This window comes from Pseudomonas sp. SMV71 (assembly GCF_052042015.1).
Taxonomy (GTDB): domain Bacteria; phylum Pseudomonadota; class Gammaproteobacteria; order Pseudomonadales; family Pseudomonadaceae; genus Aquipseudomonas.
Genome location: NZ_JBKGGU010000013.1, coordinates 79,465 through 102,149 on the forward strand (window position 1 = coordinate 79,465; position 22,685 = coordinate 102,149).

The window sequence follows — 22,685 nt, forward strand, 5'->3', positions numbered from 1 at the left end:
GAATAGAGGCGCAGGGAGCCGCGTCGCTCGTTCGCCTTGTTTCCGTTGACACAGTTCGAGCTTAAAGTCGGCCTGAACAGCTGCCTACTGTCAGAGCTGACAGTAGGCAATGCCGAAAGGAAATAACCGCTGGCGGGTGATATTCAGATGATTGTCACGAAGCGGTCATGCCTTGGGCTTGGGCCTGCAATCGTCTGCCGATCACGTCCAGTACATCGCAGCCATCGCGCAGCGGAATTGCCAGCAACAGGGCGAAGTCGTGGATGACAATGGCTTCGGGGCTGATTACCTCGCGAAAGGCGATGTTTTCCAGCAGTTGGATGGCGGCGCGGATGCGGTAGGCGGGGGTTTCGTGGAGGACGTCGAGGGGCGCTTTGGATGTCGATGAGCGGGGTGGCCGCGGTATGCAAGTTGGCGAACCGGAAAACCATGGAACCGGCAGACCCGAAGGCCTCCCGCGCACCATTGCCATTCAGCAGTTCTGCGAGTGCAAAAGCCGGTGTCAATCAGGGCTTCTGAGCAATAGTCTAATGAGTCGCCAAACCCGAGTCGTCATGTGGACGACGGAGAAACTATAGGTATCGCGTTATGGAAGGAGCAAGGCTCGTCATTGCGGGGATTTACCAAGTAGTTGCGGTAATTCTGGTCCGTGCTGATCGACCGCCATCGTGGCGAGGGAGCTTGCTCCCGCTGGGTTGGGAAGCAGCCCTCGCTTTTCAGACCCCAGGGGCGAGCGCTGCGCACTCGAGCGCGAGCAAGCTCGCTCGCCACGGTCAGTCGCGTGCAGTTGCGGTCCTGACGCGCTCGCAGAATTCGGGGTAGAAGCCCCGGGTGTTCGGGTTGCGACATTCGGCTTTTAGCTGGGTCAGCGCGGCGGCGTTGAATGTCAGCCTGCGGGGCTGGCTGGCGAAGGTGGTGTATCCGTCTCGCTGGGTCTTGATGGCATCGAACCCTCGCATGTCGTAAACCAGCTCCACATCGTCGTCGGCCAGCCGTCGGGCCTGGACCGTCACGTGAGTGTATTGCTTGCCTCCCGGCGCATTATTCAGCGCCGCCAGGCCGTGGCCGACGATGCGCAGCAGGTCCGCCACCCAGGCGTCGTCGCTTTCCGGAGGGACACCGGGACGGTAGCGCACCGTCAACGTTTGCGGGCCATTGCGGATGACCTCGGTCAGGGCCGGGTCGTAGCGCCTGATACGGTGTTCAATGGTCAACCAGGTCTTTTGCTCGTCGCTGGTGCCGTCGGCCACTTCAGGGTTGAGCGGGCCACGCTGGCATTCGCTGACGCCTAGGGCAACGAGCATGCCCGTGAGGATGACCGCGAGGGTCGCTCCACCGATTTTTATGTTCATAAGTAAAACTCGCGGGGGGAGCCGCACGGTACGGTAATTCCGCCAGCACGAACAAGAGCTCGATCAGGGGTGTTAAAAGACTTAAGTATCTCACCGGCTTGAACATGACCGATGAACAGCACTCATGAAACTCACCCCTCCCGCCAGTACATTGTTCATCTGCCAGCCTCCATGGCCCATTGGATTGCCGCGGCTATGACCGGGCAGGCCACTGTCAATGTTGGCAGTGATTTATGTCAATTTTGAACTATGAGGGAATATTGGAAATTTTTTTGGTGATCATTGATCGCTGTTGTTTCTGGTGAATCAGACGTTTCCGGCATAGCCGAAGGAGTTTTCCGTAGACATCGTCTGGCATGGTGGAACAATCGCTTTACGGTCCAGTCTTACGGAGGGTTCAAGCCGCCCACCCTGGGCGTTCTTTTCAGATGTCCGAGGATGCGTCTCCTATGAAGGTTTCACGCGGTTTTGCCCTGTCTTGCCTGCTGTCATTCGCGGCAAGCCCGGCCTTCGCTCAGTTCAGTCTCGATGACGCGGCCAACGTGCTGTCGGCGATGCAGGGCAATCAGAGCGAACAAGGGAAAGGGGCAGTGGCGGCGGCGCCGAAAGCCGCCGGATTGCTCAATAGCCTCGGTTCGGAACTCAAGATCACTCCGGAACAGGCCATAGGCGGCGCCGGGACAATGCTAGGGCTGGCGAAGAATCGGCTCAGCGAGCCGCAGTTTTCCGAATTGAGCAAAAGCGTGCCGGGCCTTGATAAGATCGTCGGCAACAGTGCCATCGGTGGGCTCAATGGCCTCGGTGGACTGCTTGGCGGTGGGTCGGACAAGACTGCCTTGCTCGACGGTTTGCTCGGTAATGTCGAGGACACTCAAGACCTGAATAATGCTTTCAGTGCGCTGGGCATGGACGACGGTAAGATCGGGCAGTTTGCTCCGGTGATTCTTGAGTATCTTGGGCTGCAGGGGGGTGGGGAGTTCGTTGCTGCAGGATTTGGGTCGGGTTTGGAGTGGCGGTTAACAGCTCAGCTCCCGTCAAGGTCGCCTTATTGAGCTTTGGTTAGGGTGGAGTGTCCTTGGATGGTAGGGTCTAAGCATTCTCCCGAAAAGTCCCCGGTTTTTAAAAATCTGCATTTTTTTTGCTTCGGGGTCTCGCGCGCCTACAGGTACTTGCTTTCTAAATTCTGGGAGAAGTCCCGTTGAGACAGGGCCTGAAAATGCTTTGACTGGCTTATTTGTCAATGTCGCAAAGGTTACAGCGAAGGAATGGTCGGTATCGGCTGAGTGGCAGACAAGCAGTCGGATACTGTCGTAGACGTCAAAATTCACACCGTGCTCGATAACGAGACGCTCATGTAAAACAGGTGGTGAAATGAGTTCTCTGTCCCAAAGAATAAAAGGCTTGTTGCCATCAATAGGGAGCCCGCCATGGGCGACTATATTAAGACGTGTTTTTTGTTTATAAATATCCTCGAAGATATCTACATTCGTAGCGACTTTCCTCGCATTGGTGATCGGTTTTATCCTGACTCCGCCTATGTGCACCATCATGTAGTTGTCAATGAAATTAAAAAAAGAGTGACTGATGGTGCTTAACGAGAAATGTCCAGTCGGGTCTTGGTAGTTCGGCGGGTTTCCTAAACAATACGCATACGCACTCAACCCTCCCTCCCCAAACGGACTCCAACTGTCCGGACTATTGAATCTCATCAAAACCGGGTTAAACGCCCGATACCCATTCCCCAGCAGATAATGCCCCGTCACCGGATCCGGCCGTTCGCCATTAAACCCCAGCAAACTGAGCAAGCCGTTTTCCGTCGGGCGATGGCCGTAGGGCGTGTAGGCTAGGGGATGTGCTTGGGTTGCATCGAGGGCAGTCAACACCGAGCGCTGTTGATCCGTCGCCAGCAACGTGGCGTCGACCTTCAAATGCTCGCGCCGTAGCTGCGCCAACAACTGGTCGTCATGCTGGATGACACTGCGTTGCACTGCGCCCTGTATCTCGGTCGCCAGCCGGCTTTTGCAGTAAAAGCGCTGGGTGCCAGCTTCCGCGGTTGGCGCACAGTCGGTCAGGCGATCCAGCGGGTCATAGCGATAGCGGCACAGTAGGGTTTTGCGAGAATCGGCAGGCATGCACCGGGCTCCATGTAAGTCCAGTCATCAGGAGCTCCAGCATCGGCGGTTTTCCAGGCGCTGCCTACTATCAGAACTGCTAGTCACCACTACGCAACACGGCAATCCGCCGATCCTTCTCAGTCCACAATTGATTCACCCATTCCTGCACCTGCTGGCGAAACACCGGGTCGTTTTCGTAATCGCCTTGCCACAGCGTCGGGTCCAGTTCGCGGGTCTGGATGTCGATGATGACCCGGGGCACCGCGCCACTGATCAGGTCCCAGAATCCGGGGATCCGTTCTTGCGGGTAGACCACGGTCACGTCGAGGATGGCGTCCAGTTGCTCACCCATCGCCGCCAGTACGAACGCCACGCCACCGGCCTTGGGCTTGAGCAGGTGGGTGAAAGGCGATTGTTGCTGTTGGCTTTTGGCCGTGGTGAAGCGCGTGCCTTCGAGGTAGTTCACTACGGTGACCGGCTGGCGCTTGAACAGCTCGCAAGCGGCCTTGGTGATTTCCAGATCCTTGCCGGCCAGTTCCGGGTTCTTCGCCAGGAATGCCTTGGTGTAGCGTTTCATGAAGGGGTAGTCCAGCGCCCACCAGGCCAGGCCGAGGAACGGTACCCAGATCAGTTCTTTCTTGAGGAAGAACTTGAAGAACGGCGTGCGGCGGTTGAGGGTCTGGACCAGGGCGGGGATGTCGACCCAGGATTGGTGGTTGCTGATCACCATGTAAGACGTGTCGCGGCGCAGGTCGGCGCCGCCGCGGATGTCCCAGCGGGTGGGGATGCACAAGGCGAAGATAAGCTTGTCGATTTCCGCCCAGGTCTCGGCGATCCACATCACTGCCCACGAGGCATAGTCCCGGAAGCGTCCGGGCAGGATCAGCTTGAGCAGGGCGAACACCATCAACGGCCCGAACAGCACCAGGGTGTTGAGTAACAGCAGCAGGGTGACGAAACAGCCGGTGAGCAGGCGGCGCATAGATGACTCTTGCAGACGGATGGACGGGCCATCATAAGCAGCTTCGGGCAGCAGGCCAAATGGGTGTGGACGAATGTTTCACCTTTTGGCGGGTATGCTGGGTTTGTTTTTGTGGCGAGGGAGCAAGCTCCCTCGCCACAAGTGCGCGACCGAACGAATCCATCGGCCACTGTCTAAAATCCCACCCCACACAGGAAGCTTTATTGCATGAAATCCATTCTCGCCTTGCTGTCCCTTGTGGTTTTTCCAGCGCTGGCCGCCGAGCCGACCCTGTACGGGCGCTACGAATACATCGCGCTGCCGGAGATCGGCGGCGAGGTGCTCAAGGCCAAGATGGACACCGGCGCGCTGACCGCGTCGCTGTCGGCCAAGGACATCGAGACCTTTACCCGCGATGGTGATGACTGGGTACGGTTCCGCCTGGCGACCAAGGACGCGGACAACAAGGTCTACGAGCATAAGATCGCCCGCATCAGCAAGATCAAGACCCGTTCCGAAGAAGATGAAGACGACGACGAAAAGATTGCACCGAGCAAGCGCCCGGTGGTCGACCTGGAGATGTGCCTGGGTAACGTCAAGCGCACCGTGGAGGTCAACCTGACCGACCGCAGCAGCTTCAACTACCCGTTGCTGATCGGTGCCAAGGCGCTGCGCGAGTTCGGCGCGGCGGTGAACCCGGCCCGGCGTTATACCGCTGACAAGCCGGACTGCTGATTTCCCCGATTGACGTGCCCCAAGGGTTGGTGCACCGTTCCGGCACCTTTACTGTCGGGCTCGGACGCCATGCCTCACATTCTGATTGTCGAAGACGAAGCCGCCATCGCCGATACGCTGGTGTTTGCCCTGCAAGGGGAGGGCTTTGACACCACCTGGCTGAGCCTCGGCGCGGCGGCGCTGGGGCACCAGAAAAACACCCCGGCGGACCTGATCATCCTCGATGTGGGCCTGCCGGATATCAGCGGATTTGAAACCTGCAAAAATCTCAGACGTTTCAGCGACGTTCCGGTCATCTTTCTTACAGCCCGGGATGGCGAGATCGATCGGGTCGTTGGCCTGGAGATCGGTGCCGACGATTATGTGGTCAAGCCGTTCAGTCCCCGTGAGGTCGCGGCCAGGGTCCGCGCCATTCTCAAGCGCGTGGCGCCGCGCCCGGCGCCGGAGCTGGGTGCGATGTTGTTTCAGGTGGACAGCGAGCGGGTACAGATCAGCTATCGCGGCAAGCCGTTGAACCTTACCCGCCATGAATTCCGTCTGCTGAACTGTCTGCTTGAACAGCCGGAGCGAGTCTTCAGTCGCGAACAGTTGCTCGATGCCCTGGGTGTGGCCAGTGATGCCGGCTACGAGCGCAGCATCGACGGCCACATCAAGAGCGTGCGCGCCAAATTGCGCCTGGTCAGGCCCGAGGCGGAGCCGATCCAGACCCATCGTGGTCTCGGCTACAGTTACAGCCCGGGGCATAGCTGATGTCGTTGGGCATCCGGATCTTCCTGGTCTATGTACTGTTCATCAGCCTGACCGGGTATTTCGTGTTCGGCACGGTGATCGAACAGATCCGCCCCGGCGTGCGCCAGTCCACCGAGGAAACCCTGGTGGACACCGCGAACCTGATGGCCGAGATCCTGCGCGATGATTTCAAGGCCGGCACCCTCAACCAGAATCGCTGGCCGCAGCTGCTCAGGGCCTACGGCGAGCGCCGGCCGGCGGCGACCATCTGGGGCTTGCCGAAAAACCAGGTCAGCCACCGGATCTATGTCACGGATGCCAAAGGCATCGTGGTGCTGGACTCCAGTGGCGTGGCGGTGGGCCGGGATTACTCGCGCTGGAACGACGTGTACCTGACCTTGCGCGGCCAATACGGTGCGCGTTCGACTCGCGCCAACCCGGATGATCCGGCGTCATCGGTGATGCATGTCGGCGCGCCGATCCGCGACAATGGTCGGATCATCGGCGTGGTCACCGTCGCCAAGCCCAACAGCTCGCTGCAACCTTATATCGACCGTACGGAGCGGCGCCTGCTGCTTTATGGCGTCGGGCTGATCGGCCTGGGCCTGTTGCTCGGCGCCTTGCTGTCCTGGTGGCTCAGTTCGGCGCTGCGCCGCTTGACCCGCTACGCACAGGCGGTCAGCCAGGGACAACGGGTCGAAGTGCCGCATTACCGCGGCGGCGAGTTCGAGCAACTGGCCGGCGCGGTGGACCACATGCGCACCCAACTGGAAGGCAAAGCCTACGTCGAGCGCTACGTGCATACCTTGACCCACGAGCTCAAGAGTCCGCTGGCAGCCATTCGCGGTGCCGCCGAACTGCTGCAAAGCGACATGCCGCCGGCCCAGCACCAGCGTTTCGTTAGCAACATTGATAGCGAAAGCATGCGCATGCAGCAGTTGATCGAGCGCTTGCTCAACCTGGCCCAGGTCGAGCAGCGCCAGGGCCTAGAGGAAGTCGTCGCCGTGCCGCTGGCCGGGTTGTTCGAGGAACTGCTGGAAGCGCGCAGTGGCTGGATCGAGAGCCGGCAGTTACGCGTGGAACGGCAAATTGCTGCGGACCTGACGCTGATGGGCGAACCGTTTCTGTTGCGCCAGGCGTTGGGCAATCTACTGGAGAACGCCTTGGACTTCACGCCGGTCAATGGGCTGCTGCGCATCAGCGCTGAGCGTATCGGAAACCGGGTCGAGATTCGCCTGTTCAACCAGGCCGAACCGATCCCCGACTACGCCTTGCCGCGCCTGAGCGAGCGTTTCTATTCCTTGCCGCGACCGGACAGCGGCCGCAAGAGCACCGGGCTGGGGCTTAACTTCGTCGAGGAGGTGGTGCAGTTGCATGGCGGGGAGCTCGGGATTGGTAATGTCGAGGGTGGGGTCGAGGTGGTGTTGCGGTTGCCTTGAAATGAGCTTCCCTTGACGGAACGCCGTCGTGGCGAGGGAGCTTGCTCCCGCTCGGCTGCGTAGCAGTCGCTTTCTGAGGAGCGCTTCGCACTCCAGCGGGAGCAAGCTCCCTCGCCACGGGGTTTCGGCCTGTAAGAGTGGTTGAGTCTCCACACAATCTCCACATTCAGCTCATAAACATCCCACAAAACCTCGCCAGACTCTTCCCCATTCGAACAGGGAGAGAGCCCCACATGAACCGCAGCCTCGCCATGAAACTGGGCATGATTGCCCTATTGATTCTTTTACTGATGATCCCGCTGTTGATGATCAATGGCCTTATCGACGAGCGCCAGCAACTGCGCGACGGGGTGTTGCAGGACATCGCCCGCAGCTCCAGCAATAGCCAGCGGTTGATCGGGCCGATGATCGTGGTGCCGTTTCGCAAGGACGTTAAGGTCTGGAACACCAATGAGAAGACCGGCGTGCGCTTTCTGGAAACCGTTGAGCACAAGGGAGAATTGTATTTTCTGCCGGAGCAATTCGAACTCGACGGCCAAGTCCGTACCGAAACCCGAGCACGGGGAATCTACGAGGCGCGGTTGTTTCACGCCGAGAACCGCATCGACGGGCGTTTCAAAGTGCCCGAGCGCTTTGGCCTGTCAGCCAAGGAAGCAGCAGACTACCGCTTCGATGAGCCGTACCTGAGCGTGGGCATCAGCGACATTCGCGGCATCGAGAACGCGCTGGCCCTGAAGCTCAACCAGCAGACCGTCGATTTCCTGCCTGGCTCGCGGGTCGGCTGGCTGGGGCAGGGTGTGCACGTGCCGCTGCCGATGGTCAATGCCCAGGCCAGCGCCGACCTGACCTTCGGCTTCGACCTGAGCCTGCAGGGGACCGGTGAGTTGCAGGTGCTGCCGGTGGGCAAGACCAGCAAAGTGCACCTGAGCGCCGACTGGCCGCACCCTAGCTTCATCGGCAACTACCTGCCGACCAACCGCGAGATCAATGAACACGGTTTCAGCGCTGACTGGCAGACCTCGTTCTTTTCCACCAACCTCGAAGAGGCCCTGCAGAGCTGCATCGACAGCGATAGCTGCGAAGCCTTCCGCAGCCGTGCCTTTGGCGTGAGCTTCATCGACCCGGTGGACCAGTACCTCAAGAGCGACCGGGCGATCAAATATGCGCTGCTGTTCATCGCGCTGACCTTCGCTGGTTTCTTCCTTTTCGAAGTGCTCAAGAGCCTGGCGGTGCACCCGGTCCAGTACGCCCTGGTCGGTGTGGCGCTGGCATTCTTCTACCTGCTGCTGTTGTCACTGTCGGAGCACATCGGCTTCGCCCTGGCATACGTGTTGTCGGCCAGTGCCTGTGTGGTGCTGATCGGTTTCTATGTCTGCCATGTGCTGCGCAGCGTGATCCATGGCCTGGGGTTCTCGGCGGGACTGGCGGCGTTGTACGCCTTGCTCTACGGCTTGCTGAGCGCCGAAGACTACGCGCTGCTGATGGGCTCGCTGCTGCTGTTCGGCCTGCTGGGGGTGTTCATGGTGCTGACCCGCAAGCTGGACTGGTATGGGGTCGGAGCCAAGCCTGTTGCGGCCATGAGCTTTGATCTGGGAGAGGTGAAATGAGCCGGTCGTTGGGCTTGCGTGAGGATCAGCGAGTGGGGGAGGTGTTGGTGATGCGCATTGCCGGGTTGTTTCCTTTGGATCCGTTGCGCGGCCATCGCGAGCAGGCTCGCTCCCACAAAGGGCGACGCGATCAAATGTGGGAGCGGGCCTGCTCGCGATGAGGTCATCGCATTCGGCGAAAAACTAAATTCTGGGCACCGTCTCCACCATCGAAGGCCGCAAGCTCACCTCGGCAAACCACGTTGCCAGTTGCGGACTGTTCTTGCGCCACTCCAGGTCCGGGTGGCGCAGGTCCAGATAGCCGAGGGCGCAGGCGACACTGATGGACGCCACGTCGAAATGACTGGCCAGCTCGGCGACGGCCTCGGTTTCAAGCACGCCCAGGGCGCGACGGATCTTGTCCCGTTGCGCATCGAGCCATTCGTCCCAGTGTTTTTCGGCCGGACGCAGGGCAGTTTCGTAACGGATCATCACGGCTGCATCCATGATCCCGTCGGCCAGGGAGGCCAGCGTCAGGCGCCGCCAGCGGGCTGCTCCGTCCCGAGCAATCAGCGGATTGCCGACGTGCTGGTGGTCCAGATAGTCGAGGATGACCCGGCTGTCATGCAGCACATTGCCGTTGGCCAGGCGCAGGGCCGGGATCTTGCTCAGCGGATTGTCATCGATCAGCACCTGGTCCGGTTTGACCGGCGTAAGTTGGCTGAGCTGCAACGCCACGCGATCCTGCTGGCCGGTTTCATGCAGCAGCACCAGGACCTTGCGAACGAAGGGGGAGGCGGGGTTGTAGAACAGCGTCATGCTGGGTGTGGACATGCGGGTATCCTCGAAAAACGACCAGGGCTTAGCCTAGACAGTTCCGGGGCGGGTGGCGAGCTCCGGTGTGGGAACCGGATGCTTATCCGCGTTTGATCAATCCCCAAGTCCCCAGCAACGTTGGCACTCCTAAGCCCACCCAGCTCACGGCATCCCAAGCCCCGTCCCCCAGGAGTGCCGAAAACAGCCCGGCAGCACTGAGGGTGCCAATCAGTACGGGAATACCAAACACTTTCCAGAAACTCGATTGCCGAGGCCTCATGAGGTGGCCTGCGCGCCAATGGCTGCACGCTTGGCTGCTTTGCGCCGCACCACCCACAGGTAGACACCGCTGCCGAGGACGATGATGGTCAACACGTCGAGCGCCGCCCAGAAAATCTGCATCGGCCGGCCGCCGTAGTCGCCGAAATGCAGGGGCAGCGACAGGCTCATGACGTCCATGTACCACGGGCGTTCGGCCACGGCGGTGACGTCCAGGGTGCTGGCGTCGATCAGCACCGGGGTTAGCAGGTGCGAGGTCAGGTGCGTGCTGCCCTTCATGAACACGCCGTAGTGGTGTGCGCTGGAGAACAGCGTGCCGGGGAAGGCAATGAAGCTCGGCTCCATCCCAGGTGCGACCTCTCTGGCGATGTCCAGCAGGCGAGTGGCCGGCGCCAGGTGTGTCAGCGGCGGAGCATCGCGGTAGGGTTCGATCATGGTGCTGAGGCTGTCGTTGCGCCAGGCGGCGATGATCAACTCGGCGCACGCGGCGATCACCCCGGTAACGCCTACGGTCAGCGCCCAGACAAGGGTCACCACGCCGATCAGGTTGTGCAGGTCGAGCCAGCGCAGGCGGGTGGATTTGTCCTGGCGCACGGTGGCGAACTTCAAGCGCCGCATGAACGGCAGGTACAGCACCACGCCCGAGACGATGGCAATCACGAACAGCAGGCCCATGAACGCCAGGAACAACTTGCCCGGCAAGCCCGCGAACATGTCCACGTGCAGGCGCAGCATGACCATCATGAAGCCGCCATTGGCCGAGGGCATTTCCAGGGCTTCACCCGTGCGTCCATCGAGCATGAAGGTGTGGGACGAATTGGGCTCGGTGTCCGGCGTCGGCGCCATGATGGTGATGACGCCGTTGGGGTCGTCTTCGTCCCAGCCAAAATACTGCACCACCTCACCCGGGCGATGGGCCTTGGCTTTTTCCACCAACTGTTGCAGATCCAACTGTGGGGTGTCGGCAGGCATTTGCCGGAGCTCGGGGGCGTCGCCCAGCAAGTGCTCGATTTCATGGTGGAAGATCAGCGGCAGCCCGGTGATCGCCAGCATCAGCAGGAACACTGTGCAGATCAGGCTGGTCCAGGTGTGGACGAAGGACCAGCGGCGGATGGTTTTGCTTTTCATGGTCTATCCGGTTGCAAGAGGCCGTGTCATCCGAGATGGGTCGGACGAGCCGCAGAAACTGTGGGAGCGGGCTTGCTCGCGAAAGCGCCGTGTCAGGCAACCATAATATCGCCTGTTACGCCGTCTTCGCGAGCAAGCCCGCTCCCACAAGGGTTTCATTCAGCCGACAGGCCTCAGATGGCTCTCAAAAAATTCACTCTGCTAATCCTTACCACTTGTAATTCACGCTGGCGACGACGCTGCGCTGGTCGCCGTAGTAGCAATAGAATCCGTCGCAGGTGGACAGGTAGTCCTTGTTGAAGATGTTTTTCGCATCCACCGCCACCGATACACCCTTGAGCGAATTGCTCAGGCGTCCCAGCTCGTAATGAGCCGAGGCATCGTAGACGGTATAGGAACTGACATGCCCCCAATCGGTGTTGGTGGTATTGCCGTAGGTGTCGCCGACATAACGCACGCCTGCACCCACGCCGAAGCCGTCGAGCGGGCCGTTGTGCCAGCTGTAGTCAGCCCAGGCGGTGGCCTGGTTGCGCGGTACCTGGGCCATGCGCTTGCCTTTCTCCGCCGCGGTGCCCTTGGTGATTTCGCTGTCGTTGTAGGTGTAGGAGCCGATGAGTTTCAGGTTGTCGGTGACTTCGCCCGAGGCTTCCAGCTCGAGGCCACGCACCTGCACTTCGCCCACCTGGCGGGTGACGTTGTTTTCACTGACCGCGTTGTTTTTCTGCGTCAGGTCGAACACCGCAGCCGTGAGCAAAGTCTTGGTGCCGGGCGGCTGGTACTTGATGCCGGCTTCGTACTGTTCGCCTTCTGTTGGTTTGAACGCTTCGGTGCTGTTGACGGTTGAACCGGCCGCCGCCTGGAACGATTGGGCGAAGGAGATATACGGCGTCACGCCGTTATCGAACACATAGCTCAGCGCTGCGTTGCCGCTGAATTTCTTGTCGCGCTGGGTGTTGGTCGCATCGTTCTGGTTGTGGAACACGGTGCCGGTGTGAATCCAGTCTTCACGTCCACCGAGGGTCAGGCGCCAGTTGTCCAGGGCGATCTGGTCCTGGACGTACAGGCCGGTCTGGTTGGTTTTCTGGTTGTAGTCGTACATGGTGAAGTACTGGACGTTGGAGAAGTCCTGCCCATAGGTCGGGTTGTTGACGTTGCTGGTCGGCACACCGCCAGAGCCCCACTTCCAGCGGGCATTGCTGTTGGAGCGCTGGTGATCCAGGCCCAGCAACAACGTGTGGCTCAAGACCCCGGTCTGGAAGTCGGCCTGGAAGTTGTTGTCCACGGCGAATTGGCTGATGTCTTCGTCTACGATACTGGCGCTGCGTTTGACGGTGCCGTCGGCGCTCACGGATTGGTCTGGGCCGTCCGGAAAGAACGACCCGCCCGCAGAGATGCCCTGGAATTCCAGATCGCTCTTGGTGTAGCGCAGGTTCTGGCGGAACTGCCAGGTGTCGTTGAATCGGTGCTCGAACGCATAGCCCAGCGCGTAGTAGGTGCGGTCGTAGAACTCCCAGTCCGGGTCACCGAGGTTCTTGTGGTGGGAGATCTTGCCCGCCGCCGACGCCAGCCTGGTGCCTTGCAACGGCAGGAATTGCCCGGTAATCCCGGTGTCGTCGCGGGTGTACTGGGACAGGAATGTCAGCCGGGTGTCGTCGTTGATGTTCCAGGTCAGGCTCGGCGCGAGGTTGTAGCGCTTGTCCGGAATGTGATCGACCTGGGCGTTGCTGTCGCGCACGGTGCCGCTGAGTCGATAGAGGAACTGGCCTTCGTCGTCGACCTTGCCGGTGCTGTCGAAGTTGATCTGCTTGTGTTCATAGCTGCCGGCCTGCAACTCGACTTCATTGCTGCTTTCGGCCTGGGGACGACGGCTGACCATGTCCAGCATGCCGCCGGGAGGCGTCTGGCCATATACCGAGGACGCCGGGCCGCGCAGCACGGCGATGCGCTCAAGGTTCCAGGTCTCGATCTTGGGCGTGACGTAGTTGCCCTTGGGCAGTGGCAAGCCGTCGAGGAATTGGGTCGGCACGAAGCCGCGCACCAACAACCAATCATTGCGCGAGTCAGAGCCGTAGCCGCTGCTCTGCACGCCGGCGGTGTAGCGCAGGGCGTCATTGAGGTTGAGGACAGAACGGTCCTCCATCTGTTGGCGAGTGACCACGGAGACGGAGCGCGGCAGTTCGACGATCGGGGTGTCGGTCTTGGTGCCGGCGGCGGTGCGGGTGGCGACATAACTGTCGGTCGGGCCCCAGGCGCTTTCGCTGACACCTGCGCCAATCACGCTGGTTTCCGGCAGGGCCATGACGCCCTCGGGCATAGCCACCAGGCTGTAGGTGCCGGCGCTGCTTTGCTGCAGTTGTAGACCGGTGCCGCGCAAGGCTTCACGCAACGCGCCGGTGGCATCGAACTGACCCTGGACCGGGGCCGAGGTCTTGCCTGAAGCCAGGGACGGTTCCAGGCTCAGGGCGAGGCCGGCCTGGCTGGCGATCTGGTTCAGGGTGCTGGCCAGTGGCGCGGCGGGCAGGTTGTAGGCGCGCACGTTCGAGGCCTGTTCGGCCGCCAGCAGCGGACCGCTGCTTAACGGCATGGCAAAGGCAATGGCGAGGGCCAACAGGCTGGGGCGCAACAGGGTGTCTAGCGGGCGGGACATACGGCGGCTCCTGAATGGAAATATTTCTCAATTGCCTGGGTGCCGGACGAAAATTGAAAAGTGATAGGGGTGGATGAAAATAATTTCGATTCAAATCGGTGGCAGGGTGATTTATCCGGGTTTTAGGGTGAGGCAGATGGTCTCATCGCGAGCAGGCTCGCTCCCACAATGACCGCGTTGTGCACCATATTGTGCTCAACGCAAAACGCCTGTGGGAGCGAGCCCGCTCGCGATAGCTACCTGTCAGGCACCTGATATCTCAGGGCTTGGCCTCAGTCCTTGGCCCCACCACCACCCACCATCTTGTGTGATGCTCGACCTGCACTGGCAAGGTCGGCAGCAGCGCCGTCAAGGCCAGGTCGGTGTCGTGCAGCGGGAAACTCCCGGTGATGCGCAGGTCCGCGACCTTGGGCTCGACGCCCAGGTAACCACGACGGTAGCGCCCGAGCTCATGCATCAGGTCTTCGAGGCGGGCGTTGTCCACCACCAGCATGCCGCGGGTCCAGGCATCGGCGCCGGGATTCAGGGCCAGCGTCGGGCCCAGGCCACCGCGGCGCATCAGTACCTGTTGGCCTTCGCGCAGGATCTGTTCGGTGTCCGTCGCCTGGGGATGGGCCGCCACGGCAGATTGCAGCACGCTCAGCCGGGTGCCTTCGTCCTCGCGTTTGACCAGGAACCGCGTGCCCAGGGCACGCATGCGGCCTTCGCGGGTTTCGACGATGAACGGACGTGGATCGTTGTGGCCGGTCTGCACCAGGATCTCGCCTTCCTGCAGGACGATTCGCCGCTGCTTGTCATCGAAACGCACGTCCAGGGCGCTGTGGGTGTTGAGATTGATCAACGTGCCGTCGGCCAGGCGTAGCGTGCGCTGTTCGCCCGTGGCGGTGCGCTGGTCGGCGAGCCAATAATCCAGCGGCAGGTAACGCTCCCCGGCGAACAGCGCCAGGCCGATGACCGCAACCACGCTCGCCAGGCCGCTGCCGACCTTGCGCAGCCGGCGGCGAATGCCGGCCCGCGTTTGCAGCAGCGCGGCGCGCGCCGGGCCATTGGCCACGCTGAAGCGTTGGTCAAGCATGCGCAATTGCCGCCAGGCGCGAGCGTGTTCTTCATCGGCGGCGTGCCATTGGGCGAAGGCCTCACGCTCCTGAGGGCTGCCCGTGTCCAGCGACAACTGCCAGGCAATCGCTGCATCCAGCACGCGAGCCGAGACCGGTTTGGAAGGGGACGGACTCATGTCGGCTCACCGTACATCGCGATGTAGCACTGACGAATGCCCTGGGCCAGATACTGCCGTACCCGCGGCACCGACACCCCCAGGCGCTGGGCGATTTCGGCGTGGCCGAGGCCATCGAGGCGGTTATAGAGGAAGGCTGCACGGGCCTTGCTCGACAATTTGCCCAGTAGCCGATCAATGTTCTTGAGATCTTCAAGGATCATTTGCTGGTCTTCCACCGAAGGCTGCTCGGCTTCGGGAATCAGCATCAGTTCGGTGAGGTAAGCCTGTTCCAGCGCGGCCCGGCGGAAGTGGTCGAACAGCAAACCCTTGGCGATCGCCACCAGGAAGGCCCGCGGCTCGCGAGGCGCCTGGAGTTCGTCGCGGCCCAGCAGGCGCAAGAACGTGTCCTGGCTCAAGTCCTCGGCCTTCTGCGCACAGGCCACGTTACGTCGCAGCCATGCCAACAGCCACGCACGATGGTCGCGGTACAACGCACCAACCAGGTCACTGTGGGGGCTTGGGATTGACGACACGGAGCATCACCGACGTTTTAAGTAACGAGAATTGTTCGCGATTGTGTCAGAGAGCAGGGAAGGAAAGCAATTGGCGCTGGTCGGGCGATTAAAAGGGGCGTATGTAACGCCGGTTATTTCAGGCGGGCCGGGTCACTGTGGCGAGGGAGCTTGCTCCCGCTCGACCGGCTGGCGATCCAGTGCGCAGCGCTCGCAAAAATGGGTCTGCTTCGCAGCCCAGCGGGAGCAAGCTCCCTCGCCACAGGTTCAGTGGTTTCCTTCAAGGCGTTGCGCAAGAGGGTCGCACTAGATAGAAGGCGCCTGCTGCCGGCGCTTCCACTGGCCCAGGCGCTGTTGCAGCTCAAGCGGGCTGTGGATCTGTTGCTGGCGGGCGCGGCTGAACAGGATGAGTGCCAGTTCTGCGGTAGCCAGGGCATCGGCGCTGGCGTTGTGGCGTTCCTGCACTTCAAGCTTGAACCATCCGATCCACTCGTCCAGCCCTGCTTTGCGCAGGTGCGCCTGGGGGCAGAGCATCGGCGCAAGGTCCGCCACGTCCATAAACGGATGTTGCAAGCGATAGCCCAGGTAATCCTTGAGCGCGCGTCCAAGCATGTGGGCGTCGAAAGGGGCGTGGAATGCCAGCAGCGGGCTGTCGCCGACGAACTCCATGAACGCCACCAGCGCCTCGGCCGGATGACTGCCGGCGGCGATGGCACTGGGTGCCAGGCCGTGGATCAACACGCTCGGTCCGAGCTTCTGCTTGTCGCATTGCAACGTCCGTTCGAATTGCTGGCTGAAGTCGATGGCGCCGTCCTCGATGACCACCGCGCCGATGGACAACACTTCATCCTTGTTCAGGTTCAGCCCGGTGGTTTCCAGGTCCAGCACCACCCAGCGCTGTTCCCGCAGGCTGCATTCACACAGCGGCGAAGGCACCGGCAGCCGTTCCAGACGTTTTTGCAACGCATCGGGCAATGTCGGTTGGGCTGGGCGCAACCAGGAGAACAGCTTCATAACTGATACCTCAGCGTCAGGCTGCTCTGCAGGCGCTGAGCCTGGCGCAGGGATTCGCGCAGGATGCGCCGGTCCAGATGATTCAGGCTGTCGGGGTCGACCCGGTTGGAATAGGGCAGGTTTTCACGGGTCTGCAATTGATGCTGCTGCATGCGGGTCTGCTGGATGAAGTGATAGGCCTCTTCATAGGCAGCCCCGTCCAGCGGCTCGATCACGTCCTTGGCCACCAGTTGCCGCAAGCGCTCCAGGGTATTGTTGGCTTCGATGCCGTTGGCCAGTGCCAGCAAGCGGGCGCCGTCGACGAAAGGCGTCAGGCCTTGGACTTTCAGGTCGAGGGTGGCTTTCTCGCCGTTTTTGCGGCTCAGCACGAATTCCCTGAAGCGCCCCACCGGTGGTCGGTGGCGCAGTGCATTGTCGGCCATCATCCGTTGGAACAGCCGGTTATCGCCCACCTGCTGGAGAATCTGCTGGCGCAATTGCTCGCACCCTTGTTCGTCACCCCAGACCACCCGCAAGTCGAAATAGATACTCGAACCGAGCAGGTTCTCCGGCGTCGCCTCGCGGATAAATGCTGCAAAGCGTCGAGCCCATTCCGCGCGGGACAGGCAAAGTTCGGGGTTGCCGGCCATGATGTTGCCCTTGCACAACGCGAAGCCGCACAGCGCCAGGCTCTGGTTGATCTGCTGAGCAATGGGTAACAGCAAGCCGCGAATCTGCGCCGCATGGGCAGCGTCCCGGGCTTCGAAGAGGATGCCGTTGTCCTGGTCGGTGTGCAGGGTCTGCTCGCGCCGGCCTTCACTGCCGAAACACAGCCAACTGAATGGCACGCCCGGGTCGCCCTTGTCGGCCAGGGTCAACTCGATGACCCGGCACACGGTGTGGTCGTTGAGCAGGGTGATGATGTGGGTGATCTGCGTCGATGACGCGCCGTGGGCCAGCATGCGCTCCACCAGTTGGCCGATCTCACCGCGCAGGGCCACCAGGTTTTCCACCCGCGGCGCGCTGCGAATGGTTCGGGCCAGGTGCACCAGGTCGACCCGCTGCAGGGAAAACAGGTCGCGCTCGGACACTACGCCACACAGGCGCTGATCCTTGACCAGGCAGACATGGGCGATGTGGCGCTCGGTCATGGCAATGGCGGCGTCAAAGGCGCTGTGGTCCGGTGTCAGATGGAACGGCGCCTGGGTCATGTGCTCGGCGATGGCTTGGGAAAAATCCCCGGTGCCGTCGGCCACGACCTGTCGCAAGTCGCGCAGAGTGAAAATGCCGACTGGCGATTTTCTATCGTTCACCACCACGATGCTCCCGACCTGTTGCTCGTGCATCAGCTTCACGGCTTCGCGCAGCGGCGTGGCCGGATGGCAACTCACCGGATGACGCATCGCCAGCTCACCCAGCCGGGTATTGAGGGAATATTGCGTGCCCAGCGCCTGGGCCGACTTCTGCTGGACCTGCTGGTTGACCTGGTCGAGCAGGCTGCTGACCCCGCGCAGGGCGAAATCACGAAACGGCCCGGACAGGGCGAACAGCTTGATGAAGGCCTGTTTGTTCAATTGCAGGCAGAACGTGTCTTCGCCGGCCAGATGCTCCGTGCGGGTGGCGCGCTCGCCGAGCAGGGCAGCGAGGGGAAAGCATTCGCCGGAGGTGATTTCGAAGGTGGTTTCGGTTCCGCCCTTGGCTGTGTGCGGACGCTCACCCACCACCCGGCCCTGCTTGACGATGTAGAAGTGCTCCACCGGACCGTCGGCCGGCTTGATGATGCTTTCGCCCGAGGCATAGAAGCGCAGCAGGCATTGCTCCACCAGATAGGCCAGGTGGGCATTTTCCATTTGGTTGAACGGGGGGAAGCGTTGGAGGAATTGCAGCGTCCCCTGGATGTTTTGCAACACCGCGGTTTTCCCTGCCTGAATGAAGGCGTCCGCTTTTTTCATGACTTTACGCAATCTTTTTCGAATTGTTGTGGTCGGATCAGTTCCCCCATGGTCGACCCCTGAGCACGGGGTGCCCATTGGACGTAAGTCTAGGTCGCAGCAATCGCACCGCGATAAGGAAAAAGACTTACGTCCGGTGTCTGCAAAATCGTCACTGAATGCCCTTGGAAAAAAATCCGACGAAGTGCACATTGAAGCGCCGCGAGACGATGTCTGACCACTGTGCCAGGGGATCGATTTAAGAACGTAGAGAGCATCATGTCCGACCACGATATTTTGAGTGACGCCGAGCGCGAGGCGCTGAGTGCCGTCATGCTGGAGCCTGACCTGCCGCCGCAACGGGTGTTGATCGTCGATGACGACAAAGACGCCCGCGAGCTGCTGTCGGAAATTCTGGCGCTGGACGGTATTCATTGCATGACCGCCGCCAGCGGTGAAACGGCGCTCAAGATGCTGGAGACCAAGCCCTCCATCGGTCTGGTGATTACCGACTTGCGCATGGGTAACGTCGATGGCCTGGAACTGGTGCGCCTGGTACGCGAGTCGGAACGGGCCGCGCTACCGATCATCATCGTGTCCGGCGATGCCGACGTGAAGGATGCGATCGAAGCCATGCACCTGAGCGTGGTGGATTTTTTGCTCAAGCCCATCGATACCGAAAAATTGCTGGGGCTGGTCAAGCATGAGCTGGGGATGGATCTCTAGGTCCCTTTCGCGAAGAACCTGTGGCGAGGGAATTTATCCCCGCTGGCTGCAAAGCAGCCCAACGCGTTGAATTCAACTCGTTCGAACATAGAGGCGACGAGTCTAGGGTTGCTGCGCAACCCAGCGGGGATCAATCCCCTCGCCACAAGAGTTGCCTCTGAATCATCTTCCCAGTGAATAAAAAGGGCCCTGATCGCAAGATCAGGGCCCTTTTTCAACGCTACCGCTCAATCACAACCCATTGGCCGCCTTGAACTCACGACGACGACGGTGCAGCACCGGCTCGGTATAACCGTTGGGCTGTCTGGTCCCCTCGATCACCAGTTCGACCGCCGCCTGGAAGGCGATGTTGCTGTCGAAGTCCGGCGCCAGCGGGCGGTACAGCGGGTCGTTGGCGTTCTGACGGTCCACCACCGGCGCCATGCGCTTGAGGCTTTCCATTACCTGGTCCTGAGTGACGATGCCATGGCGCAGCCAGTTGGCGATGTGCTGGCTGGAGATACGCAGCGTCGCACGGTCTTCCATCAGGCCGATGTCATTGATGTCCGGCACCTTGGAGCAACCCACGCCCTGGTCGATCCAGCGCACGACATAACCCAGGATGCCCTGGGCGTTGTTGTCCAGTTCGTGCTTGATCTGTTCCGGCGTCCAGTTCGGGTTGACGGCCAGCGGGATGGTCAGGATGTCGTCAACCGAAGCACGGGCGCGCTTGGCCAGCTCGGCCTGCCGGGCGAACACGTCGACCTTGTGGTAATGCAGCGCGTGCAGGGCAGCGGCGGTCGGCGACGGTACCCAGGCGGTGTTGGCACCAGCCATTGGGTGGGCGATCTTCTGTTCGAGCATGGCGGCCATCAGGTCCGGCATGGCCCACATGCCTTTGCCGATCTGTGCGCGACCTTGCAAGCCAGTGCTCAGGCCGATGTCGACGTTCCAGTTTTCGTACGCGGCGATCCACTTCTCGGCTTTCATGTCGGCCTTTCGCACCATCGGGCCGGCTTCCATGGAGGTGTGGATTTCGTCGCCGGTGCGGTCCAGGAAACCGGTGTTGATGAACACCACGCGTTCACTGGCCGCCTTGATGCAGGCCTTGAGGTTGACCGTGGTACGGCGCTCCTCGTCCATGATCCCGACCTTGAGGGTATTGCGCGGCAGCTCCAGCACGTCTTCAATGCGGCCGAAAAGCTCGTTGGTGAACGCCGCTTCTTCCGGGCCATGCATCTTCGGCTTGACGATGTACACCGAGCCGGTACGACTGTTGCGTCGCGTGGTGTTGCCGTTGAGGCTGTGGATCGCCGCCAGGCTGGTCACCAGTCCGTCGAGGATGCCTTCCGGCACTTCGTTGCCGTCCTTGTCCAGGATCGCGTCGATCGTCATCAAGTGGCCGACGTTGCGTACGAACAGCAGCGAGCGGCCGTGCAGCGTCAGGCTCGAACCGTCGACGGCCGTGTAGGCCCGGTCGGGGTTCATGGTGCGGGTGAATGTCTGGCCGCCCTTGGCGACTTCTTCCGCCAGGTCGCCCTTCATCAGGCCGAGCCAGTTGCGGTAGATGACCACTTTGTCGTCGGCATCCACGGCGGCGACCGAGTCTTCGCAGTCCATGATGGTGGTCAGCGCGGCTTCCATCAGGATGTCTTTGACGCCGGCGGCGTCGGTCTGGCCGACCGGGGTGCCGGCATCGATCTGGATTTCGAAGTGCAGGCCGTTGTGCTTCAGCAAGACGGCGGCCGGTGCCGAAGCGTCGCCCTGGAAGCCCACCAGTTGTGCATCGTCACGCAAGCCGCTGTTACTGCCACCCTTGAGCGCGACCACCAGTTTGCCGTCGACGATCTTGTAAGCGGTGGAGTCGACATGGGAGCCGGCCGCCAGCGGGGCGGCTTCGTCGAGGAAGGCGCGGGCAAAGGCGATGACCTTGTCGCCGCGAATCTTGTTGTAGCCTTTGCCTTTTTCCGCGCCATCGGCTTCGCTGATGGCGTCGGTGCCGTACAGCGCGTCGTATAGCGAACCCCAGCGGGCGTTCGAGGCGTTGAGGGCGAAACGGGCATTCATCACCGGCACCACCAACTGCGGGCCGGCCATGCGGGCGATTTCGTCATCCACGTTTTGGGTCGTGGCCTGGAAATCCGCCGCTTCTGGCAGCAGGTATCCAATGTCTTGCAGGAAGGCTTTGTAAGCCACGGCGTCATGGGGCTGGCCGGCACGGGTCTGGTGCCAGGCATCGATCCGCGCCTGGAAATCGTCGCGTTTGGCGAGTAGGGCTTTGTTTTTCGGCGCCAGGTCGTGGATGACCTTGTCGGCGCCGGCCCAGAACGCATCGGCCGTGAGACCGGTTCCGGGAATGGCTTCGTTATTCACGAAGTCGAACAGGACTTTGGCGACCTGCAGGCCACCGACTTGAACGTGTTCAGTCATTGCTTGCCTCACTCTGCTCAGCTATTTCGCTTTTCAGCTCTTCGATTTTGACAATGAAGCCTCGGGACATTTAAACCACAAACCCGGTTACCAGTACATGCCATCGCTGGCGGCTGGGTGGGACCTGCCACGGGCGTTTAAGCCTTGCTGACGGGGCTTTCTCAGGGATGCGACTGCGCCTTGGCAGACATCGGTCCAGCGTTATGTAGTGCGCGCTGCGGCATACTACATGATCAGGCGCGGTTGTGAAAATCAGACTAAATGCGTCGTTCTGCGACCGACTAAAGCAGTACGGTCACGACGAAGCATTGGATGTTCTCAAAAAATTGATGGATTGTTCCAGATAAATCTACGTTATGTACACATTCTGTGGCGAGGGAGCTTGCTCCCGCTGGGCAACGCAGTAGCCCAAGAAGTCGAGTCGCGCGTTTCCCATAGCGCCGGTCCGGTTCAGCGGGAGCAAGCTCCCTCGCCACAAAAGCCCGGCCGTCGTGATGCGGTGGCTTGCCTATACTCTGGCTTCTCACAACAAGAGGGCTGCGCCATGGACCACTTGGTCATTACTGTTTTCGCCCCGGACAAGCCCGGGCAGGTCGAGCGCATTGCCGATTGCATCGCCGAGCACGGCGGCAACTGGCTGGAAAGCCGCATGTCGCACCTGGCCGGTCAATTTGCCGGAATCCTGCGCCTCAGCGCCCCCGCCGAAGCCCATGAAGAACTGATCGAAGCCTTGCAGGGGCTGACGACTCATGGCATTCGCGTGTTGATCGCTGAAAGTGCAATGGAACAATCCTGTACCTGGAAACCCATCGCCATGGAACTGGTGGGCAATGACCGTCCCGGCATCGTGCGCGACATCACCCGTTTGCTCAGCGAGCAGGGCGTCAATGTCGAGCGATTGGTCACCGATGTGCGACCGGCGCCGATGAGCGGCGAGTTGCTGTTTCACGCCGAAGCGATCCTGGGAGTGCCGCTGGGTCTTTCCCTGGATACCTTGCAAGAGCGGCTGGAAACCCTGGCCGATGAATTGATGGTGGAGCTCAAGCTTAGCGACGAAGCATGACCGCGGTTTTATCCAAGGAAACCCTGCGCCTGCCTGTGGATAACCTGTA

The 22,685-nt window shown here is 61.0% G+C and carries 19 protein-coding genes and 1 pseudogene; 7 read left to right on the forward strand and 13 right to left on the reverse strand.

The annotated features are described in order from the left end of the window. Positions 1 to 154: 154 nt before the first annotated feature. Both ACLEJQ_RS15240 and ACLEJQ_RS15245 read right to left on the reverse strand, forming a co-directional pair. Positions 155 to 472 carry a hypothetical protein gene (locus tag ACLEJQ_RS15240; RefSeq protein ID WP_440796304.1) on the reverse strand — a complete coding sequence of 106 codons (318 nt, stop codon included), beginning with the start codon at positions 470 to 472 and terminating at the stop codon, positions 155 to 157. 301 nt (positions 473 to 773) lie between these two features. Next, a complete protein-coding gene (locus tag ACLEJQ_RS15245) occupies positions 774 to 1,352 on the reverse strand; it encodes a hypothetical protein (protein ID WP_440796306.1) in 579 nt (192 codons plus the stop codon). Positions 1,353 to 1,801: 449 nt separating this feature from the next. On the opposite strand from ACLEJQ_RS15245, the pseudogene ACLEJQ_RS15250 reads away from it, so the two are divergent. Continuing rightward, positions 1,802 to 2,372 (forward strand): annotated as a pseudogene (locus ACLEJQ_RS15250) (DUF2780 domain-containing protein). 14 nt (positions 2,373 to 2,386) lie between these two features. Here ACLEJQ_RS15250 and ACLEJQ_RS15255 read toward each other — a convergent pair. Both ACLEJQ_RS15255 and ACLEJQ_RS15260 read right to left on the reverse strand, forming a co-directional pair. Next, complete coding sequence (locus ACLEJQ_RS15255) at positions 2,387 to 3,484, reverse strand: RHS repeat-associated core domain-containing protein (RefSeq protein ID WP_440796308.1); 1,098 nt, start codon at positions 3,482 to 3,484, stop codon at positions 2,387 to 2,389. A gap of 79 nt (positions 3,485 to 3,563) precedes the next feature. Further along, a complete protein-coding gene (locus ACLEJQ_RS15260) occupies positions 3,564 to 4,448 on the reverse strand; it encodes an acyltransferase (protein ID WP_440796310.1) in 885 nt (294 codons plus the stop codon). A 207-nt stretch (positions 4,449 to 4,655) separates the two neighbouring features. Here ACLEJQ_RS15260 and rloA2 point away from each other — a divergent pair, with 207 nt between their 5' ends. The 4 genes from rloA2 (at position 4,656) to creD (ending at position 8,937) form a co-directional block, all read left to right on the forward strand. Next, the gene (gene rloA2, locus ACLEJQ_RS15265) at positions 4,656 to 5,162 is read left to right on the forward strand and encodes a retropepsin-like aspartic peptidase RloA2 (protein WP_440796312.1); all 507 of its coding nucleotides are present in this window, start codon (positions 4,656 to 4,658) and stop codon (positions 5,160 to 5,162) included. A gap of 69 nt (positions 5,163 to 5,231) precedes the next feature. Next, the gene (creB, locus tag ACLEJQ_RS15270; RefSeq protein ID WP_440796314.1) at positions 5,232 to 5,912 is read left to right on the forward strand and encodes a two-component system response regulator CreB; all 681 of its coding nucleotides are present in this window, start codon (positions 5,232 to 5,234) and stop codon (positions 5,910 to 5,912) included. Beyond that, positions 5,912 to 7,330 carry a two-component system sensor histidine kinase CreC gene (creC, locus tag ACLEJQ_RS15275; protein ID WP_440796316.1) on the forward strand — a complete coding sequence of 473 codons (1,419 nt, stop codon included), beginning with the start codon at positions 5,912 to 5,914 and terminating at the stop codon, positions 7,328 to 7,330. Before creB ends, creC begins: the two co-directional genes overlap by 1 nt. Before the next feature lie 233 nt (positions 7,331 to 7,563). Beyond that, complete coding sequence (gene creD, locus ACLEJQ_RS15280; protein ID WP_440796318.1) at positions 7,564 to 8,937, forward strand: cell envelope integrity protein CreD; 1,374 nt, start codon at positions 7,564 to 7,566, stop codon at positions 8,935 to 8,937. Between the two features lie 183 nt (positions 8,938 to 9,120). On the opposite strand, the gene ACLEJQ_RS15285 is transcribed toward creD, so the two are convergent. From ACLEJQ_RS15285 to ACLEJQ_RS15320, 8 genes are all read right to left on the reverse strand, one after another. Further along, the gene (locus tag ACLEJQ_RS15285; RefSeq protein WP_440796320.1) at positions 9,121 to 9,750 is read right to left on the reverse strand and encodes a glutathione S-transferase; all 630 of its coding nucleotides are present in this window, start codon (positions 9,748 to 9,750) and stop codon (positions 9,121 to 9,123) included. An 82-nt stretch (positions 9,751 to 9,832) separates the two neighbouring features. Further along, positions 9,833 to 10,012, reverse strand: coding sequence for a hypothetical protein (locus ACLEJQ_RS15290; RefSeq protein WP_440796322.1), 180 nt, complete (start codon positions 10,010 to 10,012; stop codon positions 9,833 to 9,835). After that, entirely contained in the window at positions 10,009 to 11,139 is a 1,131-nt protein-coding gene (locus tag ACLEJQ_RS15295; RefSeq protein WP_440796324.1) for a PepSY-associated TM helix domain-containing protein, read from the reverse strand. The genes ACLEJQ_RS15290 and ACLEJQ_RS15295 overlap by 4 nt, the downstream gene beginning before the upstream one ends. A gap of 208 nt (positions 11,140 to 11,347) precedes the next feature. Continuing rightward, positions 11,348 to 13,786 (reverse strand): TonB-dependent siderophore receptor, encoded by a 2,439-nt coding sequence (locus ACLEJQ_RS15300; RefSeq protein ID WP_440796326.1) that lies wholly within the window; start codon positions 13,784 to 13,786, stop codon positions 11,348 to 11,350. Positions 13,787 to 14,045: 259 nt separating this feature from the next. After that, the gene (locus ACLEJQ_RS15305; protein ID WP_440796328.1) at positions 14,046 to 15,020 is read right to left on the reverse strand and encodes a FecR domain-containing protein; all 975 of its coding nucleotides are present in this window, start codon (positions 15,018 to 15,020) and stop codon (positions 14,046 to 14,048) included. After that, positions 15,017 to 15,535 carry an RNA polymerase sigma factor gene (locus ACLEJQ_RS15310; protein WP_440796330.1) on the reverse strand — a complete coding sequence of 173 codons (519 nt, stop codon included), beginning with the start codon at positions 15,533 to 15,535 and terminating at the stop codon, positions 15,017 to 15,019. Before ACLEJQ_RS15310 ends, ACLEJQ_RS15305 begins: the two co-directional genes overlap by 4 nt. A 285-nt stretch (positions 15,536 to 15,820) precedes the next feature. Continuing rightward, entirely contained in the window at positions 15,821 to 16,528 is a 708-nt protein-coding gene (locus ACLEJQ_RS15315; protein WP_440796332.1) for a 3'-5' exonuclease, read from the reverse strand. Beyond that, on the reverse strand, positions 16,525 to 18,459 hold the full coding sequence (locus ACLEJQ_RS15320) for a putative nucleotidyltransferase substrate binding domain-containing protein (protein WP_440796334.1): 1,935 nt from the start codon (positions 18,457 to 18,459) through the stop codon (positions 16,525 to 16,527). Before ACLEJQ_RS15320 ends, ACLEJQ_RS15315 begins: the two co-directional genes overlap by 4 nt. A 258-nt stretch (positions 18,460 to 18,717) precedes the next feature. On the opposite strand from ACLEJQ_RS15320, the gene ACLEJQ_RS15325 reads away from it, so the two are divergent. Further along, complete coding sequence (locus ACLEJQ_RS15325; RefSeq protein ID WP_440796336.1) at positions 18,718 to 19,164, forward strand: response regulator; 447 nt, start codon at positions 18,718 to 18,720, stop codon at positions 19,162 to 19,164. Between the two features lie 231 nt (positions 19,165 to 19,395). On the opposite strand, the gene ACLEJQ_RS15330 is transcribed toward ACLEJQ_RS15325, so the two are convergent. Further along, positions 19,396 to 21,573, reverse strand: a complete 2,178-nt coding sequence (locus ACLEJQ_RS15330) for a malate synthase G (RefSeq protein WP_440796338.1) — start codon at positions 21,571 to 21,573, stop codon at positions 19,396 to 19,398. A gap of 544 nt (positions 21,574 to 22,117) precedes the next feature. Between ACLEJQ_RS15330 and ACLEJQ_RS15335 the strand changes: the two genes are divergently transcribed. Beyond that, a complete protein-coding gene (locus ACLEJQ_RS15335; RefSeq protein ID WP_440796340.1) occupies positions 22,118 to 22,636 on the forward strand; it encodes a glycine cleavage system protein R in 519 nt (172 codons plus the stop codon). The last annotated feature ends 49 nt before the right edge of the window (positions 22,637 to 22,685 follow it).

Excerpts from the sequence above, each read along its gene's own strand:
- ACLEJQ_RS15330 (WP_440796338.1), bottom strand. The coding sequence starts at position 21,573 with ATGACTGAACACGTTCAAGTCGGTGGCCTGCAGGTCGCCAAAGTCCTG.
- ACLEJQ_RS15325 (WP_440796336.1), top strand. The coding sequence starts at position 18,718 with ATGTCCGACCACGATATTTTGAGTGACGCCGAGCGCGAGGCGCTGAGT.
- rloA2 (WP_440796312.1), top strand. The coding sequence starts at position 4,656 with ATGAAATCCATTCTCGCCTTGCTGTCCCTTGTGGTTTTTCCAGCGCTG.
- creD (WP_440796318.1), top strand. The coding sequence starts at position 7,564 with ATGAACCGCAGCCTCGCCATGAAACTGGGCATGATTGCCCTATTGATT.
- ACLEJQ_RS15320 (WP_440796334.1), bottom strand. The coding sequence starts at position 18,459 with ATGAAAAAAGCGGACGCCTTCATTCAGGCAGGGAAAACCGCGGTGTTG.
- ACLEJQ_RS15255 (WP_440796308.1), bottom strand. The coding sequence starts at position 3,484 with ATGCCTGCCGATTCTCGCAAAACCCTACTGTGCCGCTATCGCTATGAC.
- ACLEJQ_RS15260 (WP_440796310.1), bottom strand. The coding sequence starts at position 4,448 with ATGCGCCGCCTGCTCACCGGCTGTTTCGTCACCCTGCTGCTGTTACTC.
- ACLEJQ_RS15285 (WP_440796320.1), bottom strand. The coding sequence starts at position 9,750 with ATGTCCACACCCAGCATGACGCTGTTCTACAACCCCGCCTCCCCCTTC.
- ACLEJQ_RS15300 (WP_440796326.1), bottom strand. The coding sequence starts at position 13,786 with ATGTCCCGCCCGCTAGACACCCTGTTGCGCCCCAGCCTGTTGGCCCTC.
- ACLEJQ_RS15290 (WP_440796322.1), bottom strand. The coding sequence starts at position 10,012 with ATGAGGCCTCGGCAATCGAGTTTCTGGAAAGTGTTTGGTATTCCCGTA.
- ACLEJQ_RS15295 (WP_440796324.1), bottom strand. The coding sequence starts at position 11,139 with ATGAAAAGCAAAACCATCCGCCGCTGGTCCTTCGTCCACACCTGGACC.
- ACLEJQ_RS15315 (WP_440796332.1), bottom strand. The coding sequence starts at position 16,528 with ATGAAGCTGTTCTCCTGGTTGCGCCCAGCCCAACCGACATTGCCCGAT.
- ACLEJQ_RS15305 (WP_440796328.1), bottom strand. The coding sequence starts at position 15,020 with ATGAGTCCGTCCCCTTCCAAACCGGTCTCGGCTCGCGTGCTGGATGCA.
- ACLEJQ_RS15335 (WP_440796340.1), top strand. The coding sequence starts at position 22,118 with ATGGACCACTTGGTCATTACTGTTTTCGCCCCGGACAAGCCCGGGCAG.
- ACLEJQ_RS15240 (WP_440796304.1), bottom strand. The coding sequence starts at position 472 with ATGGCAATGGTGCGCGGGAGGCCTTCGGGTCTGCCGGTTCCATGGTTT.
- ACLEJQ_RS15245 (WP_440796306.1), bottom strand. The coding sequence starts at position 1,352 with ATGAACATAAAAATCGGTGGAGCGACCCTCGCGGTCATCCTCACGGGC.
- creB (WP_440796314.1), top strand. The coding sequence starts at position 5,232 with ATGCCTCACATTCTGATTGTCGAAGACGAAGCCGCCATCGCCGATACG.
- creC (WP_440796316.1), top strand. The coding sequence starts at position 5,912 with ATGTCGTTGGGCATCCGGATCTTCCTGGTCTATGTACTGTTCATCAGC.